At 70.0% G+C, this 19,132-nt stretch carries 15 protein-coding genes; 9 read left to right on the forward strand and 6 right to left on the reverse strand.

Translation table 11 applies throughout. The features are described 5' to 3' along the window. Nucleotides 1-15 precede the first annotated feature (15 nt). The 6 genes from ACILSK_RS12255 to ACILSK_RS12280 all read left to right on the forward strand — a co-directional run bounded on the left by ACILSK_RS12255 (nucleotide 16) and on the right by ACILSK_RS12280 (nucleotide 7,157). The gene (locus ACILSK_RS12255) at nucleotides 16-1,329 is read left to right on the forward strand and encodes an amino acid deaminase (protein WP_395727442.1); all 1,314 of its coding nucleotides are present in this window, start codon (nucleotides 16-18) and stop codon (nucleotides 1,327-1,329) included. A gap of 44 nt (nucleotides 1,330-1,373) precedes the next feature. Continuing rightward, nucleotides 1,374-3,008: an amidohydrolase family protein gene (locus tag ACILSK_RS12260; RefSeq protein ID WP_395727443.1), complete on the forward strand. Its 1,635-nt coding sequence runs from the start codon at nucleotides 1,374-1,376 to the stop codon at nucleotides 3,006-3,008. Between the two features lie 55 nt (nucleotides 3,009-3,063). Next, nucleotides 3,064-4,578: a GntP family permease gene (locus tag ACILSK_RS12265; RefSeq protein WP_395727444.1), complete on the forward strand. Its 1,515-nt coding sequence runs from the start codon at nucleotides 3,064-3,066 to the stop codon at nucleotides 4,576-4,578. Between the two features lie 56 nt (nucleotides 4,579-4,634). Continuing rightward, nucleotides 4,635-5,282: a bifunctional 4-hydroxy-2-oxoglutarate aldolase/2-dehydro-3-deoxy-phosphogluconate aldolase gene (locus ACILSK_RS12270; protein WP_395727445.1), complete on the forward strand. Its 648-nt coding sequence runs from the start codon at nucleotides 4,635-4,637 to the stop codon at nucleotides 5,280-5,282. Then, nucleotides 5,279-6,232 carry a sugar kinase gene (locus tag ACILSK_RS12275; RefSeq protein WP_395727446.1) on the forward strand — a complete coding sequence of 318 codons (954 nt, stop codon included), beginning with the start codon at nucleotides 5,279-5,281 and terminating at the stop codon, nucleotides 6,230-6,232. The genes ACILSK_RS12270 and ACILSK_RS12275 overlap by 4 nt, the downstream gene beginning before the upstream one ends. Before the next feature lie 331 nt (nucleotides 6,233-6,563). Further along, a complete protein-coding gene (locus tag ACILSK_RS12280) occupies nucleotides 6,564-7,157 on the forward strand; it encodes an RNA polymerase sigma factor (protein WP_395727447.1) in 594 nt (197 codons plus the stop codon). 39 nt (nucleotides 7,158-7,196) lie between these two features. Here the strand turns inward: ACILSK_RS12280 and ACILSK_RS12285 are convergent, their stop codons facing one another. Next, nucleotides 7,197-8,024, reverse strand: coding sequence for a DUF5995 family protein (locus tag ACILSK_RS12285; RefSeq protein WP_395727448.1), 828 nt, complete (start codon nucleotides 8,022-8,024; stop codon nucleotides 7,197-7,199). Continuing rightward, nucleotides 8,021-10,921, reverse strand: coding sequence for an AAA family ATPase (locus ACILSK_RS12290; RefSeq protein ID WP_395727449.1), 2,901 nt, complete (start codon nucleotides 10,919-10,921; stop codon nucleotides 8,021-8,023). The genes ACILSK_RS12285 and ACILSK_RS12290 overlap by 4 nt, the downstream gene beginning before the upstream one ends. A 104-nt stretch (nucleotides 10,922-11,025) precedes the next feature. Between ACILSK_RS12290 and ACILSK_RS12295 the strand changes: the two genes are divergently transcribed. Together ACILSK_RS12295 and ACILSK_RS12300 are read left to right on the forward strand one after the other, a co-directional pair. Then, the gene (locus tag ACILSK_RS12295; protein WP_395727450.1) at nucleotides 11,026-11,280 is read left to right on the forward strand and encodes a hypothetical protein; all 255 of its coding nucleotides are present in this window, start codon (nucleotides 11,026-11,028) and stop codon (nucleotides 11,278-11,280) included. Nucleotides 11,281-11,303: 23 nt separating this feature from the next. Next, nucleotides 11,304-11,606, forward strand: a complete 303-nt coding sequence (locus tag ACILSK_RS12300; RefSeq protein ID WP_395727451.1) for a hypothetical protein — start codon at nucleotides 11,304-11,306, stop codon at nucleotides 11,604-11,606. Here ACILSK_RS12300 and ACILSK_RS12305 read toward each other — a convergent pair. Genes ACILSK_RS12305 through ACILSK_RS12315 form a run of 3 tightly spaced genes read right to left on the reverse strand, consistent with a single transcriptional unit; the run spans nucleotide 11,593 to nucleotide 16,244 of the window. Continuing rightward, entirely contained in the window at nucleotides 11,593-13,512 is a 1,920-nt protein-coding gene (locus ACILSK_RS12305; RefSeq protein WP_395727452.1) for a biotin carboxylase N-terminal domain-containing protein, read from the reverse strand. The two genes, ACILSK_RS12300 and ACILSK_RS12305, sit on opposite strands and share 14 nt — an antisense overlap. 5 nt (nucleotides 13,513-13,517) lie before the next feature. After that, entirely contained in the window at nucleotides 13,518-15,050 is a 1,533-nt protein-coding gene (locus ACILSK_RS12310) for a carboxyl transferase domain-containing protein (protein WP_395727453.1), read from the reverse strand. A gap of 3 nt (nucleotides 15,051-15,053) precedes the next feature. Beyond that, nucleotides 15,054-16,244 carry an acyl-CoA dehydrogenase family protein gene (locus ACILSK_RS12315; RefSeq protein ID WP_395727454.1) on the reverse strand — a complete coding sequence of 397 codons (1,191 nt, stop codon included), beginning with the start codon at nucleotides 16,242-16,244 and terminating at the stop codon, nucleotides 15,054-15,056. 276 nt (nucleotides 16,245-16,520) lie between these two features. On the opposite strand from ACILSK_RS12315, the gene ACILSK_RS12320 reads away from it, so the two are divergent. Beyond that, on the forward strand, nucleotides 16,521-18,764 hold the full coding sequence (locus ACILSK_RS12320; RefSeq protein WP_395727455.1) for a hypothetical protein: 2,244 nt from the start codon (nucleotides 16,521-16,523) through the stop codon (nucleotides 18,762-18,764). 17 nt (nucleotides 18,765-18,781) lie between these two features. Here ACILSK_RS12320 and ACILSK_RS12325 read toward each other — a convergent pair whose 3' ends face one another. Beyond that, on the reverse strand, nucleotides 18,782-19,126 hold the full coding sequence (locus ACILSK_RS12325) for a cupin domain-containing protein (protein WP_395727456.1): 345 nt from the start codon (nucleotides 19,124-19,126) through the stop codon (nucleotides 18,782-18,784). Nucleotides 19,127-19,132 lie beyond the last annotated feature (6 nt).

The raw sequence follows: 19,132 nt of genomic DNA on the forward strand, positions 1-19,132 counted from the left end.
CAGAGGAGCCACCCGATGCCCGCCCCCCGTCCGGTCCACCAGGACCTGGTGATCGGCCCCCAGCACAAGTCGATCCCGGCCGCCCTCTGGGGCAGCCCGGTCTCGCGGGCGGTGGCCGGATCGCCACGACTGGCCGACTTCGCCACCCCCCTGCTGACGATCGACCGTCGAGTGCTGGACGCGAACCTGGCCGTCATGCAGCGCTGGACCGCCGCCCGGGTCCTGGATCTCGCGCCGCACGGCAAGACCACGATGGCGCCCGCCCTCTGGTCCCGGCTGTTCGACCACGGTGCCACGGCACTGACCCTGGCCACGCCCTGGCAGGTCCAGGTCGCCCGCTCGTTCGGGGTCGAGAAGATCATGCTGGCCAACACTCTCGTCTCCCCCGGCGGCATCGGGTGGATCTCGACGGAACTCGACGCCCACCCGTCGTTCGAGTTCTCCAGCTGGGTCGACAGCCGCGACGCGGTGCGCATCCTGCGGGCGGCGCTGGCCGCCCGCGGCGCCGTCCGACCGCTCGACGTCATCGTCGAACTCGGCGGCCCGGGCGGCCGCACAGGCGCCCGCAGCACGGACGAGGCTCTGGCCATCGCCCGCGACGTGGCCGCGGCTCCCGAGCTACGCCTGGGCGGGGCCGGGGGTTACGAGGGGGCACTGGCCCACGACCGGTCCGCTGCCGGACTGGCCGCGGTGCGCGGCTACCTGCGGTCACTGGCCGAGCTCCACGGCCGGCTGGCCGCGGACCGGCTCTACGACACCGACCGGGCCGTCGTCACCGCGGGGGGTAGCGCGTACTTCGACCTGGTGGCCGACGAACTCGGCGGCCTGGTCGACCTCGACGGCGCCCGCGGCATACCGACGCGGGTGGTGCTGCGGTCCGGCGCCTATCCCATCCACGACGACGGCTTCTACCGGTCGATCTCACCGCTGGACGGGGCCGCCCGCGGCGAACCGGACCACCTGGCATCGGCCATGCACGCCTGGGTCACCATCGTCTCGACGCCCGAACCGGGCCTCGCGCTGTTCGACGCCGGCAAGCGCGACCTGCCGTTCGACGAGGGCCTGCCCACGGCCCAGGCGATCCGCGGACGGTCCGACGAGCAGAGCGCGCGGGTGCTCGCCGACGCCCGAGTCACGGCCCTCAACGACCAGCACGGCTTCCTGCGCTTCCCCGCGGAGGTCGCCGACGAGCTCGTCGTCGGCACCGTCCTGCGGCTGGGGCTGTCCCACCCCTGCACGGCCTTCGACAAGTGGCGGCTGATCCCGCTCGTCGACGACCACACCAGCTCAGATCCGACCGTGGTCGACCTGATCCCCACCTACTTCTGACCCGCCTGCTTCTGATCCACGTATCCCGGAACCCGAAGGACATCATGACCACCCCAACCCGCCCGGCCGATGTCGTCCTGGTCGGTGGCACCGTCGTCGACGGCACCGGCGAGCCGCGCTACCGCGCCGACATCGCGATCAGTGGCCCCACCATCATCCGGATCGGTGACTGCGCCGACCTGGTCACCGATACCGCGACGACGCGCGTCGTCGACGCCGCCGGCCTGGTCATCGCGCCAGGCTTCATCGACATGCACGCCCATTCCGACCTGCAGATCCTGCTCAACCCGGACCACGTCGCCAAGATCAGCCAAGGGGTCACCACCGAGGTACTCGGCCAGGACGGACTGTCCTACGCCCCGGTCGACGACGCCGTGCTGGCCCAGGTGCGCCGGCAGATCGCCGGATGGAACGGCAACCCTGCGGATTTTGACTTCTCCTGGCGCACCGTGGCGCAGTTTCTGGACCGGCTGGACCAGGGCATCGCCACCAATGCCGCCTATCTGGTGCCACAGGGCACCCTCCGGCTGCTGGTCGTCGGCCCGGACGACCGGCCGGCCACGGCCGACGAGATCGCCCGCATGCAGGACGTTCTCGCCGAGAGCCTGCAGGCGGGTGCGGTCGGCCTGTCCAGCGGGCTCACCTACACCCCGGGCATGTACGCCGATACCGGTGAGCTGGCCGCACTCTGCGAGGTGGTCGCCGCGCACGGCGGCTACTACTGCCCGCACACCCGGTCCTACGGCGCCGGCGCCCTGGCCGCCTACACCGAGATGCTGGACCTCGCCCGGTCGACCGGTTGCCCGGTGCACCTGACCCACGCCACCATGAACTTCGCCGAGAACGCCGGCCGGGCCGGCGAGTTCCTGGCCCTGGTCGACGCCGCCCTCGCCGACGGGTGCGACATCAGCCTGGACACCTACCCCTACCTGCCGGGCTGCACCACCCTGTCCGCGCTACTGCCCAGCTGGGCCGCCGCCGGCGGGCCCGACGCGCTGCTGGCCCGACTGGCGGACCCGCAGGCCCGGGAACGGATCCGGGTCGACGTCGAGCAAACCGGTTCCGACGGCTGCCACGGCGTCGTCGTGGAGTGGGACACGATCCAGATCAGCGGGGTCGGGAACGCCGACCTGGCCGGTCTCGTCGGATCCACCGTCGCCGAGATCGCCGCCCGGGAAGGGCGTTCCGGCACCGACGTGTTCTTCGATCTGCTCCGCCGCGACGAACTCGCCACCACGATCCTGCAACACGTCGGCCACGAGGACAACGTCCGGGCGATCATGCAGCATCGCACCCACATGGGCGGCAGCGACGGCATTCTCGTCGGTGACCGGCCACATCCCCGGGCCTGGGGCACCTTCCCGCGCTACCTTGCGCACTACAGCCGGGAACTCGGCCTGCTCGGCCTGGAGGAGTGCGTCGCCCACCTCACCGGACGGGCCGCCGACCGGCTGCGGCTGGCCGATCGCGGGTTCGTCCGCGAGGGCTACGCCGCCGACCTGGTGGTGTTCGATCCCGTCACCGTCGCCGACACGGCGACCTTCGCCGATCCCCGGCAACCCGCCACCGGGATTCCGTTCGTCCTGGTCAACGGCGTCCTCGCCGTCGACCGCAACCGCCCGACCGGGCACCGCGCCGGACATGCGCTGCGGCGCGGGGACGACCGCGCGGTCCGTTGACCCGTCGCTGCCCACCCGGTCACCCCACCCTCCCACTCATCCGATTGGACCGACAATGACCGTCGTCTCCTGGTTTCAGGACACCACCGGGGGCCTGCTGACCCTCTGCGCCATCGCCGTGGCCGTCCTGCTGTTCCTGATCATCAAAGTCAAACTCGAACCGTTCATCGCGCTCGTCCTGGTCGGGTTGGGCCTGGGCCTGGCCGCCGGCCTGTCCGTCACCGAGCTCGTCGGTACAGCCCTCAAATCTGGAGACTCCCTGCTCGAGACCGGCTTCGGCGGGATCCTCGGGCACATCGCAGTGATCATCGGACTGGGCACCGTGCTCGGCGCGATCCTGGAGCGGTCCGGGGGCGCCGACACGCTGACCAACGTGCTGATGCGGCTGTTCGGTGAGAAGCGGGCCCCGATCGCCATGGGGCTGCTCGGCCTGATCGTCGGCATCCCGGTCTTCTTCGACATCGGCATCTTCGTGCTGGCACCGCTGGTGTACGTCACCGCGCTGCGGGGCCGCCGGTCGCTGGTCCTCTACGCGCTGCCGATGCTGGCCGGCCTGTCGATGACCCACGCGTTCCTGCCGCCGCATCCCGGTCCCGTCGCGCTGGCCGGCCTGCTCGGCGTCGATCTCGGCTACCTGATCATGATGGGCCTGGTCTGCGGCCTGCCCGGGTTCGTCGCCGCGGGTCTGGTCTGGGGCACCTGGATCGGCAAGCGGGTCATGGTCGAGGTCCCCGCCGATTTCATCGTCGGCGAGATGGAGCACGGGCTGGCCGACAAGACCCCGGGAGAGTCCGGGGCGGCCGGCGGATCCGGCTCGGGCACGGTGCCCGGCAGCGGCGGCGGTGGCGGTGGTGTGGCCCGGACGGCGGTCGAGTCGAAGGTCGAGCTCGGCGTCGATGGACCGAAGATGCCGCTGGTGGCGTTCGTCATCGCGACCCCGCTGGTGCTGATCCTGGGCGCGACGTTCGGCACCATGCTGTTGCCGGCGGAGAGCGGCCTGCTGCCCTGGCTGACCTTCTTCGGCAATCCCGCGGTCGCCCTGCTGATCGCCGTGCTGCTGTCGTTCTACTTCCTCGGCGTGCGGCGCGGCATGTCGGTGGCGTCGCTGGGCAAGCTGACCGGCGAGTCGCTGCGACCGATCGGCATGATCCTGCTCGTCGTCGGGGCCGGCGCCTTCTTCGGCAAGGTGATCTCCGCGACCGGCATCGGTGCCGCCCTGGCCGAAACCCTCTCGGCCTGGGGCCTGCCGGTGATCGTGCTCGCCTACGTGCTCAGCTGCGGCCTCCGGATCGCCCAGGGCTCGGCCACCGTGGCCATCGTGACCACCGGCGGCATCGTCGGACCGCTGGTCGCCACCGCCGGCTACTCGCAGATCCAGCTCGCCCTGATCGCGATGGCCATCGCCGCCGGCTCGATCATCTGCAGCCACGTGAACGACGGTGGGTTCTGGATCATCGCCAAGTACTTCAACATGACGGTGAAGCAGACCCTGCAGACCTGGACCGTGCTGGAGACGGTGCTCTCGGTCGTCAGCTTCGCGGTCGCCGGCACCCTATTCGCGGTGATCTGACCCACCGCTCGGCCCTTCCCTGACCGACCTCCCCACACCTACCGAGGACACCTGAAATGCCCACCCGTCTGGACCTTCCACCCGCCGTGCGCGAGTCCGGTGTCGTCGCGGTGCTCCGCGCCACGGACGCCGACCGGTACGCGCCCGTCGTCGACGTTCTTGCCGAGAACGGCGTGCACGCCATCGAACTGACCATGAGCACGCCCGGCACCCTCGATGCCGTCGCCGCTCTCCGCGGCCGGATCGCCGGCAGCGGAGCCGCCCTCGGCGTCGGGACCGTCACGGACCCCGAAACAGCTGGGAAGGTAATCGATCTCGGCGCCGAGTTCATCGTCACGCCGACCATGTCCCCCGAGGTCGTCCGGATCGCCGTCGACGCCGGCATTCCGGTCTACCCGGGGGCGCTGACCCCCACCGAGGTGCTCGCCGGGTGGCAGGCCGGCGCCACGGCCGTGAAGCTGTTCCCGGCGTCCACCGTCGGCCCGTCCTACCTGGGTCACCTGCACGGGCCGTTCCCCCAGATCCCGCTGCTGCCCTCCGGCGGCTTCGGTCTTCCCGAGATCGGGAAATGGATCGGCGCCGGAGCGGTCGCCGTCAGCATGGGATCGTCGCTGATCGGCGACGCCCTGCGCGGTGGCAGCCTGGCCGACCTGGCCCGGCGCTGCCGGGACGCCGTCGATGCGGTCCGTCGGGCGCGGTCATGAGCAGCGCTGCGGCCACCGGAGGCGTCCTGACCATCGGCGAGAGCCTCGGCCTGGTCGTCACCGACGGGCCCCTGCACGAGCACCGGACCCGCGTCGGGTTCGGCGGGGCCGAATCCAACGTGGCCATTGCGTTGCGCCGGCTGGGCGTGCCCGTGACCTGGGTGAGCCGGCTGGGTGAGGATCCGTTCGGCGACCTCATCGAGCGGGAGCTGCGCGCCGAGGGCGTCACCGTCCGGGTCACCCGCAGCGACACCGACCCCACCGGGCTGATGGTCAAGCAGCGGCGGCCACTGGGACGCAGCCGGGTCCGGTACTACCGCTCGACCAGCGCGGCCACCCGGCTGACCGGTGCCGACGTCACCCGGGAGCAACTCGAGGAGGCCGCCGTGGTGCACCTCACCGGGATCACCGCGGCGATCTCGACGAGCGCCCGCGAGGCCGTCCTGGACGTCGCCCGCCGCGCGCGCGAGGCCGGCACCCGGGTGTCCTTCGACCTGAACCACCGGTCCACACTGTGGGACCGGGCGCAGGCCGCCGCGACCTTCCGGCAGATCCTGCCGCTTACCGACGTCGTCTTCGCCGGCGACGACGAGGCCCGCATCCTGTTCCCCGAGATCCACGATCCGGCCGAACTTGCCGCCGCCCTCGCCGGACTCGGCCCGACCGAGGCGGTCATCAAGCTCGGCGAGCACGGCGCCCTGGCCCGCACGGCCGACACCGTGCACCGCCAGTCCGCCATGCCCATCGAGCCGGTCGACACGGTCGGCGCCGGCGACGGCTTCGTTGCCGGCTATCTCAGCGAGATCCTCGCCGGCGCCCCGGTGCCGGCCCGTCTGCGCACCGGCACCCAGGTCGGCGCCTACGCCTGCCTCGGGCCCGGCGACTGGGAATCCATGCCCACCCGGGCGGACCTGCAGGTCGATCCCGCCGCGGACGCGGTCGACCGATAGCTCGCCGGGTCGGGTCGCCCCCGGGTCGCTGTCGAGCCGTCGCTCGCCGGCCGGCTACGTAGGTCTTCGGGTCAAAGATACGTACTCGTCCTGATCCGGGTGAGGGCCGACGCTGACAGGATCAATCGCAGCTCCAGTGCAACGGATCCGGTAGCGGGCACGCCGCCCGACGATCGGTCGCTACGCACGGTCCCGTGTCGGACGCAAGGCCTCCGCCCGACAGCGGCGCCGGATCCGGTGCGCGCCGTTCGGCGGTGCCCAGCAGCGTCGAACGGGGTCCTGCCCGCTGCCTGCCCCGATCAGGCACCATCACCACGAGGAGCACTCCGTCATGCCTTCGTCTCTCGGCCCGGTGCCCGTGCGCGACCTGTCCGACCTGATGGTCGACGTGCTGGACGGTCACCGTGCAGCGTGGGCCGAACTGATCACCCGGTTCGACCCGTTGATCACCTCGATCCTGCGCCGATATCGCCTCTCCCCCAGTGACCTCCAGGACGTTCGTCAGGACGTCTGGGCCTGTGTGATCGCGCATGTCCGGGACGTCCGGGAACCCCGTGCGTTTCCCGGCTGGATCGCGGCCGTCTCCCGTCACGAGGCGGCCCGGTGGTGCACCTCCGCCCGTCGACGGGGTGAATCGATGGACTCGCTGCAGATCGGCGAGATCGTCGGCGACGGCGGCCGCCATGTTCCGCCGGTGGACGACAACCTGGTCCGGGCCGAGGTCCGCCGATCGGTGCGGACCGGTCTACGTGAGCTCCGATCGGACGACCGCAGGCTCATGCTGATGCTGTTCGGGGACGACGAGCTCTCGTACCGCGACATCAGCCGAACGCTGGGCATCCCGCCGGGCCGGATCGGCCCGACGCGAGCCCGGTGCCTGGAGAAGCTGCGGCGCACCCGGGCGGTGGCCGACCTGGCCGCCTAACGAACGGTGGTCGCCGGCGTCCGCGGCGAGATCGGCTGGTCAGTCCTCGGTGCCCCAGAAGCCGGACGATCGTGATCCGAGGACGTAGTTGCCCAGCCAGTTGTCGAAGAGCCGGAACATCGTACTGATGAGGGACTCCGTGGAGCCGTCCAACGACACGAGTTGGTCCGCGTAGAGGTCCGGGTCGTCCCGCACCGGCCACAGCGACTCGGCCCGTTCCCACGCCCACTGACGCGCAACGGTCACGGTCTCCGCCTGCGCGAGATCATCCCAGTTCCAGGTGACCTTGTCGAAGAGACCGGCAAGCAGATTGCCCTCCAGCATCCCTCGACGCAACTGGGGAATCTCCTGTGCGAAGATCTCGTTGAGGACCTTGTAATCGGCGATCTGTTCGGGTGTCGCCGCGACCACCGACCCCTGGATGTCTTTGAACGCCCGGACCAGTGCCGCGCCGAGGTCGAACCGGATGTGTGCGGTCACGCCGGCGATCGCCCCGAGGATGGGGGCCATGTCGTCGTCGTTCCATTTGTTGAACAGCGCCGACCAGCACCTGGGTGCCCAGGTGGAGCGATCGCTCCAATCCTGGAGAGCGCGGAAATACCGCTCGGCGAAGCGCAGATCGAGGGCAATCATGAAATCGGGATCCTGAAACCCATTGACCGCCAGCCGTGCTTCAACCTCCTGCGTGATGGTGGTGTACAGCCCGTTGAACGATGCGACCGGGTTATTCGGTCGGCCACCGAACTGCTCCATCACCGCCTGCAGGTCGGTCAGCCGTCCAACGACGCCCTTGACCTCGGTCGGTGCGGGGGCCTGGAAGACCGACTTGATGTCGTCCCGATGGTCGTCCGTCAGCGTGCTGCTCATGGCGTTCCCTCCCTGGTGGCGACCTGCGGTGTCGTCGGTGCCCGCAGGAAGATGGTGGCGGCCTCGAGCCTCGACCGGGCGCCGAGCTTGGCCAGGATGTGCGAGACGTGGACGCCGACCGTGCGCTGGCTGATGAACAGGATCTGACCGATCTCGCGATCGGTGCGACCACCCGCCACCTCGGACAGCACGTCGATCTCCCGCGGGGTCAACCTGCTCAGGGCCGGACTGACCGGGTGGCGCGTCGGGCGCGGATTCCCGTCGTCCTCGATGTCGGCCACCACGATCCCTGCCCGGCTGGCGAGGGCTTCGATCTCCAACCGGAGCGGGACGGCATTGAGCCGCAGCGCGTCGGTGCGGGCGCGGGTCAGCAGCTCCCGGGCTTCGCGGCCCCGGGATCGGCCTTCCAGCAGCGCCCGGGCGCGGTGATACCGGGCGTAGGTACTCGGATAGGGGTGCGAACGGTCCGCCCAGTGATCGGCGGCGCGACCCCAACCGGCCGGATCGGAGCGGCCGTCGATGCGGGTCCGCTCGGCCGCGCAGAGCAGCACGTAACCCTCGACGACGTCGCGCACCCATGACGACGGCGTGCCGCTCCGCTCCACCCGCCTCGCCGTGGCGTCAAGCCGGTCGAGCATGTCGGAATCCGACCCCTCACCGGCCGCAACCGACTCTGCCTCAACCCGAAAGCCGTGCCAGACAAGCGGAGCCAGGTGCGAGGCGTCTTCGAATCCACCGTCGATCGCGGTGAGCCCGTGACGCACCGCCGCTCGGGCCCGGACCAGGTTCCGGCGCCAGATCGCCAGCCCGGAGCGGAGAGTCGACACCTGAATCGTCTGTTTGCTGCTCGCGCCGTCGGCCAACAGTGTTTCGATCGACCGCAGGTCGCTCTCCGCGGATTCAAGATCGCCGAAGCCCAGCGCCAGCCGTACCCGGGCCAGCAGGGCATCGACCGCGACCACGCCGGTCGGATCCGTGCGGATCGCCTTCGATGTCCACTCGGCCGATTCGGCCCATTGTCCGAGGCGGAAGAGACCGGTGGCGGCCGCCGAGTAGAGCAGGGCGGCCGACGTGCGCCCACCGCCGGCCTGCTCCGCCCGGGCCGCGCCCAGCAGTGCGATGCGCACCCCCTCGTTGAGATCGTCGGGCGGACCGGCCAGCAGCTGTTCGGTCAGGTTCAGGTAGGCGGTCCCGATCAGGTCCACGCGGTCGGTCCGTTCGGCTGCCGCGATCGCCGCGCGCAGCTCGACCTCACCGGCCTCCCGGTTGCCGAGAAACGTCCGGCTCAACCCGAGCGCCGAACGTGCGATCACCTCGATCTCGGTCGATTCCGTCCGCGGACCGCCGATGACCAGGGCGAGCTCGGCCGAGTTGGTGGCGTCGGAGTACTTGCCCAGCCGGACCAGTAGTTCGGCCGTCCGTGCCGCGATCGCCGCCCGGTCGGGGTCGGCGGCTCCCGTCCCGTCCGCATAGTGCCGGCACAGCCGTTCGGCGTCGGCCAACCGGCCGGCCGCGGTCAGGCAGGTGATCCGCATGAGGTCTCGCGACGGCGACGGTGGTTGGCCGGCCACGGATTCGATGCGGTCGAGGAGCGCCAGCGCCGCGTGGTAGTCGCCGGCGAGCTGCGCCGCTCCGGCGGCTCGGCGCAACAGGTTCGGCTCCGATGCCCGCATCGGCAGCGACGTCGCGATGTCGATCGCCACCCGCCAGTGTTGCCAGGCATCGCCGTAGGCGTGCTGCCGGAGTGCCCCTTCGGCCGCCCTGACCAGCGTGGGCAGGGCACGTTCGGCCTGCCCGGCGAGCAACCAGTGGTGCGCCAGGTTGGCACTGTAGGTCGCGTCATCCCCGCCGAACAGTTCGAGTCCCTCGGCAAATCGACGGTGCAGCAACCGCCGCTCGGCCGGCAGCAGATCGGATTCCACCACCTCTTTGAGCATCTGGTGGCGGATGGTCAGGCCCGGCCCGCGCGGGGTGATCAGGCGGGCGTCCAGAGCGGCCCGGACCGCCTCGGCCAGGGCCTGGTCGGGCTGGTCGGTGACGTGCCGCAGGAGATCGTCGGAGACCGGGCCCACCCCGATGCAGATCGTCCGGACGACGGCGCGGACGGCCGGCCCCAGGTCGTCGAGTTGGCCAAGCGTCATCGAACGCAGCGTTTCCGGCGTCGCCGAGGTGGTCGGTCCGGTTCGAACGATCTCCTCGATGATCAATGGGTTACCCGCGCTTCGCTCCCAGATCACCTCGGCCACCGACTCGGGCAGCGCCTGCCGCGTCATCGCTGCGGCAAGTTCGAGGGCGTCGTCATGAGCGAGTGGACCGACGTCCAGCATCCTGATCGATCGCAACCGCCGGAGCCGGACCAGCAGGCGCCGCATCTGCGGCACGGTGCCCAGATGATCGGCGCCGACGGCGGCGAGGAAGAACAGGTTCGCCCGGGACTGATCGGCCAGGACCGTCAGGACAAGACGTTTCGTATTCTCGTCGACCCATTGCAGGTCGTCGAGAATGAGGACGACAGCTCGATCGTGGGCCAGGCGCACCAGTTCCCGGTGCAGATGCTGCATCACCGGCCCCGGCGCCGGTTCGCCCGGGGGATCCAGGATTCGCCCGAGAGTGGCCGCGCTCGCCGCGTCCCGCGTCGACAAGTCCTGTACCGCGGTGTGAATCGGATAGAATGGCCAGGTCTCACCGACATCGACGCAGGCCCCGCCCAGGACGATCGCCCCGCGTTCGGCAGCCTGGGCGGCTACCGCGGACAACAGACTCGACTTACCGACCCCGGCGTCACCGGTCAGCACGACGCCGCGGGGGCCGGGGCGATGGTCGGTCAACGCGGCCGTGATCAGGGCGAGCTCCTTGGCCCGGCCCAGCAGAATCGGCGTGTCAACCTTCCCCACCACGGGATTTGACGATACGCGGAATGATGCGACTTGCGGCTTGTGGGTCCGATTGGTGAATTGCCCGGTCGTGCCACCGTACGCTTCGTTCGGCGAAGCAATTGTCGATGGACTCAATTCTTCGGACGATGGAAGGTCCGGGCGACGCCGAGAGCAGGCCGGGTGACGGATCGGGTGTGGGACCGTCGCTGCGCCGGCTGCACGGCATGCCGGCCCAGCGGGATTGGCCGCGGGCGGCGGTGCTGCGGCGGTTCTTCGGCTCCCGGGCCGGAGGCAAGGAGCGCCATGCCGCCCTGCTGGTCCAAGCGGTCCACCCGGACCGCGTTCCCGCCCCACTGGTGGCGGTGCTCGGTCAGGTCTGACCGGCCGGGCAGAATCACCGGGCATGGACGCGGACGACGACACCCGGCTGCTGTGCTGTCTGCTGTGGGCGCATCCGGGAGAGGCCGCCGCACTCGGCCGGTACGAGGACCGGGTCCTGGCGATCCTGGCCGACCACGGCGGCCGCGTGCGGCAGCGAGCGGTCGGATCGGGCGACGACGGTCATCCGAACGAGGTTCAGCTCATCGAATTCGCCACCGGACGCGGGCTCGAGAGTTTCTTACGCGACCCGCGTCGGGCGGCCCTGGCCCGGGAACGGGACCGGACGGTCGCCCGCACGGAACTCTTCCCGGTCACCCCGCGATGATCGGGCCCGCGGCGGCGGCCCCGGCCGCGTCATCGACGGCGTCGGTGGCCGCGCCGACCTGCACGAGCACGGCACCCAGCGCGACCTTCGTCCCGACGGCGGCAGTCAGACCACCAACGGTGCCGGCGAACGGCGCCTTGAGGGCGAGCTCCATCTTCATGGCCTCCAGCACGAGCATCACCTGGCCGGCGTCGACGTGGTCGCCGTTCACCACGCGGACATCGATGACGGTGCCCGGCATCGGCGCGGTCACCACCCCGTCCCCGGCCGCCGCCACCTGGTCGCCGAAGATGTCGGGTCGGGCGAAGACGAACCGCTGCCCCTGGTAGGCCAGCTCAGTCCGGTGGGCCCGCACGTCGACGATCCCGGACCGGGCGGTACCGTCGACCTCGAGGGTGAGAACAGCGTCCTCGAAGAGGATCTCGCGAACCGCGTAGTCGTCGACCCGTCCACCGGCCCGGTCGACGATCACCGTCCGGTCGAGCTCGACGACGGTCGGGGCCGGGTCCGCGCCGGACCGCCAGCCGTCGGCCCGGAACGGACCCCGGTCCGCGTCGGCGGCGAGCGCCGCGTTGGCCCAGCCGGCGATGACCCTGGGCACGTCGACACCCGGCTCCTCAAGGGCATTCCGATCCAGCCAGGCGGTGTCGATCAGTGCGTCGCGGAATTCGGCACTGGCGACCAGCGCCCGGAGAAAGCCGGTGTTGGTGGTCAGGCCGAGAATGGCGGTGTCGTCGAGGGCGTCCAGCAGGCTCCGGCGAGCCGCCTCCCGGTCGGCCCCGTGCGCGATGATCTTGCCCAGCATGGGGTCGAAGGAGGTGCTGACGACCTGTCCCGGGTCCAATGCCTGATCGACCCGGACGCCGGCCGGCCAGCGGACGATCGAGGCCACCCCGGCCTGGGGGAGGAACCCGTGGAAAGAATCCTCGGCGTAGACGCGCGCTTCGATGGCGTGACCGGTCGCGGTCACGTCGGACTGGGCGATCGGAAGCGGCTCACCGGCCGCAATCCGCAGCTGCAACTCGACCAGATCCAGCCCGGTGATCGCCTCGGTGACCGGATGCTCGACCTGCAGCCGGGTGTTCATCTCCAGGAAGTAGGCGTGACCGGTGTCGTCGTCCACCAGGAACTCCACGGTGCCGGCGTTCCGGTAGCCGACGTGCTTGGCCAGCGCGACCGCACTGGACGTGACCAGCTCGCGGGTCTCCGGGCTGATCGTCGGGGCCGGGGCCTCCTCGATGACCTTCTGATGACGGCGCTGGCTGGAGCAGTCCCGCTCGTGCAGGTGCACGACGCCGCCGTGTGCGTCGGCCATGATCTGCACCTCGATGTGCCGGCCGTGTTCCACGTACCGTTCGACCAGCATGGTGTCGTCGCCGAAGGCGGACAGCGCCTCGCGGCGGGCGGCGGCCATCGCCTCGTCGTACTCCTGCGCTGCCCGCACGATGCGCATGCCCTTGCCGCCACCACCGGCGGCGGCCTTCACCAGCACGGGGTAACCGGCGTCCTCACCTCGCGGCACGACCGGAATACCGGCCGCGACGGCGATCTCGCGGGCCGCGTCCTTGCGGCCCATCGCGTCCATCACCGCGGCCGGGGGTCCGACCAGCACGATTCCGGCCTCCTGCACGGCGCGGGCAAAGGGCGCGCGTTCGGATAGAAAGCCGTAGCCCGGGTGAATCGCGTCGGCGCCGGCGGCCCCGGCGGCGGTGACGACGGCGTCGATGTCCAGGTAGCTGGGCACCGCGATGGCCCGGTCGGCGGCGCGGACGTGCGGGGCGGTCCGGTCGGCCTCGGTGAAGATCGCGACCGTCCGGATGCCCATCCGGCGGGCGGTTCGCAGGACCCGCAGTGCGATCTCGCCGCGGTTCGCGACCAGCAGGGTGCGCAGGGGTGGGTTCGACAACTCGCTCACATCCGGAAGACGCCGTAGGAGGGCGCAGGGGTCGGGGCGTTGGCCGCCACCACCAAGCCCATGCCCAGCACGCGGCGGGTGTCGGCCGGATCGATGATGCCGTCGTCCCAGAGTCGCGCGGTCGAGTAGTACGGCGAACCCTGCGCCTCGTACTGGGCGCGGATCGGCGTCTTGAAGGCTTCCTCCTCCGCCGGGCCGTCGAAGCCGCGCACGGTGGCCAGCACCGAGGCGGCCTGCTCGCCGCCCATCACCGAGATCCGGGCGTTGGGCCACATCCACAGGAACCGGGGGTCATAGGCGCGGCCGCACATACCGTAGTTGCCGGCGCCGAACGATCCGCCGATCACCACGGTGAATTTCGGGACCACCGAGCAGGCGACCGCGGTGACCAGCTTGGCGCCGTCCTTGGCGATGCCCCCGTTCTCGTACTTGCGGCCGACCATGAACCCGGTGATGTTCTGCAGGAACACCAGCGGGATGCCGCGCTGGTTGCACAGCTCGATGAAATGCGCTCCCTTGAGCGAGGATTCGCTGAACAGGATCCCGTTGTTGGCGATAATGCCGACCGGGTGCCCCCAGATGTGCGCGAACCCGCACACCAGGGTCTCACCGTAGAGTTTCTTGAACTCGTGCAGCCGGCTGCCGTCGACGATCCGGCGGATGACGTCGCGGACGTCGTAGGGGGTGCGGGTGTCGGCCGGCACCACGTCGTACAGCGACAAGGGGTCTTCGTGCGGCTCCTCAACCGGAACCGTCCGGTACGGGGCGCCGGGTGACCGGCGTTCCAGGGTGCCGACGATGCTGCGGACGATGGCCAGCGCGTGCGCGTCGTCCTGCGCCAGATGGTCGGCTACCCCGGACGTGCGGGCATGCACGTCGCCACCACCGAGTTCCTCGGCGGTGACCACCTCGCCGGTGGCGGCCTGCACCAGCGGTGGGCCGCCCAGGAAGATGGTGCCCTGGTTCCGGACAATCACCGTCTCGTCCGACATCGCCGGCATGTAGGCCCCGCCCGCGGTGCAGGACCCCATCACACTCGCGATCTGCGGGATACCCCGCGCGGACAGATTGGCCTGGTTGAAGAAAATCCGGCCGAAATGCTCCCGGTCCGGGAAGACCTCGTCCTGCATTGGCAGGAACGCACCGCCCGAGTCGACGAGATAGATGCACGGCAGCTGGTTCTCGGCGGCGACGGCCTGGGCGCGCAGGTGCTTCTTGACCGTGAGGGGGTAATAGGTGCCACCCTTCACGGTCGCGTCGTTGCCCACCACGACGACCTCACGCCCACTCACCCGGCCGATCCCGGTGACGATCCCGGCGCTCGGCACGGCCCCGCCGTACATGTCGTACGCCGCCAACGGGCTGAGCTCCAGGAACGGACTGCCGGGGTCGAGCAGCCGATCGACGCGGTCCCGGACCAACAGCTTGCCGCGATCGGTGTGCCGGCGGCGGGACGCCTCGGTGCCCCCCCGCCGCACGGTGGAGAGCCGGTCACGCAGCTGGTCGACCAGGTCCCGCAGGGAGTCCACCACTCACTCCACCGGCAGCCCGAGGCCGCGGGCGATCAGCAGCCGCTGGACCTCGGAGGTGCCCTCGCCGATCTCCAGGATCTTCGCGTCGCGGTAGAAGCGGGCCACCGGGTACTCCTCCATGAATCCGTAACCGCCGAACACCTGGGTGGCGGTCCTGGTCGCGGTGACCGCGGACTCCGAACTGTAGAGCTTGGCCACGGCCGCGGCCCGTTTGAACTGCGCGGGCGTCGGCGCGCCCGGATGGCCGGCCAGCATGGCGTCCTTCATGGCCGCTGCCCGGTAGGTCAACCCCCGGGCGGCCTGCAGCATCACCTCGAGGTCGGCGATCTGGAACGCGACACCCTGCTTGCGGCCGATCGGACCGCCCATCGTGTGCCGGTCGCCGGCGTACTGGAGGCACTCGTCGAGGCAGGCCTGGATGAGCCCGACGGACAGGGCGGCGATGGCCACCCGCCCGTCGTCCAGGGTGTGCAGGAACTGGGCGTAACCACGGCCCCGCTCCCCCAGCAGGTTCCCGTCGGGAACCCGGCAGTCGATGAACGTCAGCGGGTGGGTGTCGGAGATGTGCCAGCCGAGCTTGTGGTAGGCGGGTTCGACGACGAAGCCCGGTGTGCCGGCCGGCACGATGATGGTGCTGATCTCCGGCCGGCCGGATTCCAGCACCCCGGTGCGCGCGGTGACCGTCACCAGGCTGGTGATCGACGAGCCCGAGTTGGTGATGAACTGCTTGGCGCCGTTGACGATCCACTGGCCGTCGACCAGGTCCGCCTTGGTCCGGGTGGCCCCGGCGTCCGAGCCGGCGCCCGGCTCGGTGAGGCCGAAGCCGGCGAGCGCCCGGCCGGCGACCAGGTCGGGCAGCCACTGTTGCCGCTGCTGCGCCGACCCGTAGGTCAGGATCGGGTTGATGCCCAGTCCGACCCCGGCCTCCAGGGTGACGCCGATGGACTGGTCGATCCGGCCGAGCTCCTCGATGGCAACGCACAGCGAGGTGAAGTCACCGTCGTCGCCGGCGCCACCGAATTCTTCGGGCGCGGTCAGGCCGAACAGCCCCATCTGCCCCATCTTCTGCACGACGTCGACCGGGAAATGGTGGTCCCGATCCCACTGGGCGACGTGTGGGGCGATCTCCTTCTCGGCGAAATCGCGGACCGCGGCGCGGAACGCCTCGTGCTCTTCCGAGAGCTCGAACATGATGCTCCTTGGCTGCTGGGGCCCGACCCGGGGGCGAGCCGTGGGGTTAACACTCATTAACCCCAGGAAACGAGACTAACAGCGACTCACGGCAGCGTCCAGACCGTGTGCGGGTCGGTCTCGGGTCGCCGAGCGTGGCCCGGAGGTCGCACGCTGGGCCGAAATAGGTCGCTCTGTCCGATTCATTCGGTCACACTGGACCGGCGGAAAGTTGCTCAGGGGAGGACGGACATGGAACCGCTTCGGCCGCCAGTGCTCCCGGAGCTGTCGTATCTGGTGCGCCAGCTGCTCGAGCAGGACCCGGATCTGGCTGTCGGGCTGCGCCGACTCAACCTGGCCGAACCCGACCTCGTGACCCTGGCGATGCCGCACGGCGATCGGATCCTTCGCGGTGCCACACCGGAGATCGATCAACTCGCCATCGCCGAGTCCCAGCTTCATGCGGCGGAACGTCAGATGGCCACCGGGGTCCGGCTTCACCTTTCCTCGGGTCGGCCCGTTCGGCTCGCCCTTCTGATCGGCGGACTCGTCGTTGGTGCGGTCGCGCTCATGGATGCGCTCGGGGTGACGGACGCGCTCGGAGTCGACTTTCCCAACGTGTTGCCAAAGCTCGGAGGCGCCCTCGTCATGGCGATCATGGGGACGGGTGCCGCTGTGTGGTGGTCGAGGCGCCGCCGAGGGAGTGCTTCGAAGGACCGGTGGCGGGCTGAGATCGACCTGCATCGCAACCGCGTGCACACCGCCCGCGCCGCGGTCGTCACCGCGTTGGTTGATCGCGGATTGCGTCCGATCGTTCTTCAGCTCAGGGCGGAACGCGACAACCCGGCTTATACGACTCGACTTCAGTATGTCTCGGCTCGGGGTCTGAGTCAGATATTCGACCCCACCCTGCTTGAGGTCGAGACTCCCGCTGTCCGGCGCGTCCGGGGCTTTCTGGACGGGACTCCCGGTGGCAGCATCGGCCTGGCCGGCCCACGGGGCACCGGGAAGAGCACTCTGCTGGCGTCGTTCGTCGATGGTCGGAGTCGACGATCGGACAATCGGCGGGCGCGCGCGATTCAGGTGTCGGCGCCGGTCGAATACGACCCTCGGGACTTCATTCTCCACGTGTTTGCCACGCTGTGCGAGTCGGTGATGGTCCCTCGACCGCCGACGGCTGCGCCGGCTGCGCGGCCTGGTGGTCAGTCGCCTCCATGGAGTGGTTCGGGCCGCAACGGTGGATCTGCTCCGGTCGCCGGTGCTCTGGTATGCATTGTCGCGGGTGTCCTGCTGTTGCTCCCGACGTTTGGAATGCCGGACGTGGATTGGCGGAAGTGGGGTGGATACGGCCTGCTGGTCGGCGGTGTGCTGCTGGTCGTCCTCCTGGCGGCCGATCGGTGGCTCGCTGCATCGCGTTCGGCTTCGCGGGCGGCGACCGCATCCCTGGTCCAGCCGCTCGAGGGTGTCGCGCCGGCCACCGCTCTCCTGGCCGCCGAGTACCTGGAGTTGATTCGATACCAGCGGACCTATACCAGCGGCTGGTCCGGTTCGGCTAAAGCCGGGTTCGCCGCCTTCGAGGTCGGCGCCGGGGTCACCGGTTCGGTTGCCCGTGTGGCCACCGGCTGGAGCCTTCCCGAGATAGTGTCCTCCTTCAAGGATTTCGTGACCACCTTGGCCGCGACGGAGCCAGTGATCATCGGCGTCGACGAACTCGACAAGATTGCCACGGCGGAACGGGCGCACGACTTTCTGAATGACATCAAGTCCCTGTTCGGCGTCGAGCAGTGCTATTTCCTGATTTCGATCTCCGAGGACGCCCTTTCCAGCTTCGAGCGGCGCGGCCTGCCCCTTCGGGACGCCTTCGACAGCGCGCTGGACGACGTCGTTCCCGTCCGGCCGTTGGACTACCCGACTGCGCGCAAGCTCATCCGACAACGGGTGATCGGGCTGTCCAACCCGCACACCGCATTGGTGTACTGCCTCGGCGCGGGTCTGCCGCGCGACATCATCCGGTGGACGCGTGCACTCGTGCAGTCCGGGAAGGTCGGCGATCGTCTGGAGGCCCTCACTCGCCACCTGGTGGGCGAGGATCTGCAGCGGAAGGTCTTCGCGTCGACGGTCGCGCTGTCCCGACATCCCGCCCCGGCGGCGGCCGATATGGAATTCGTGGGCGGGCTCGTTCCGGTCGCCGAACCCGCCTGGTTGCTCGACTGCATTTCGAGTCGCCAGATATCCGCCCCCACGGTGCGCGACGGCCATGAGCCGGTCATCGATGGCCTGCTGGCCTACTTCTACTTCTGCGCCACCGTCCTGGAGGTCTTCCTCGACGACATCACTGAATCCGAGTTCGCCGCGTTCACCAGCCCAGATCGTCCATTGGACGGGGTCGAGCAGCTGACGTTCGCCCGTCAATCCTTCAGCAGCGGCCCGGCGGTGGCCGTCGGCCAGATCACGGCGTTCCGGCGGCGACGCGGGCTGTCCTGTCCGAACCCGGCACCGACCGGGCCGGCCGGGTCTGCCGCCATCGCCGCGGCTGCCTGAGGACCGGCGTGAGCGGTCTACTCCGATCGCACGATGTCGATCGAGATCTCCACCGCGGGCACTGTGCCGCGGTTCTCGAGCCAGTGCAGGGTCCGCCGATCCTCCGGCCACCCGACCCCGGGACCGTAATCCGTCACCGTCCCGTCGCGATGATCGGTGATCGTGCCCGACAGGACGTAGACGACGCCGGGCCGGTCCCGGTGGTCGTGAACCGGACCGAAGACTCCGCCGGGTTCGATCGTCACCATGCGCATCCGAAGTTGTCGTCCCGCCATTCCGTCGATCTCGGGTCCGAGGTCAACCGTGGCAAGTGGTTGCACGGTCACCCCTTTCGTTTCGCACGCCGCCTGGTCGTCGTTCATCGTGCC

It is taken from the genome of Nakamurella sp. (assembly GCF_044224575.1).
In the GTDB taxonomy this organism is placed as follows: domain Bacteria; phylum Actinomycetota; class Actinomycetes; order Mycobacteriales; family Nakamurellaceae; genus Nakamurella.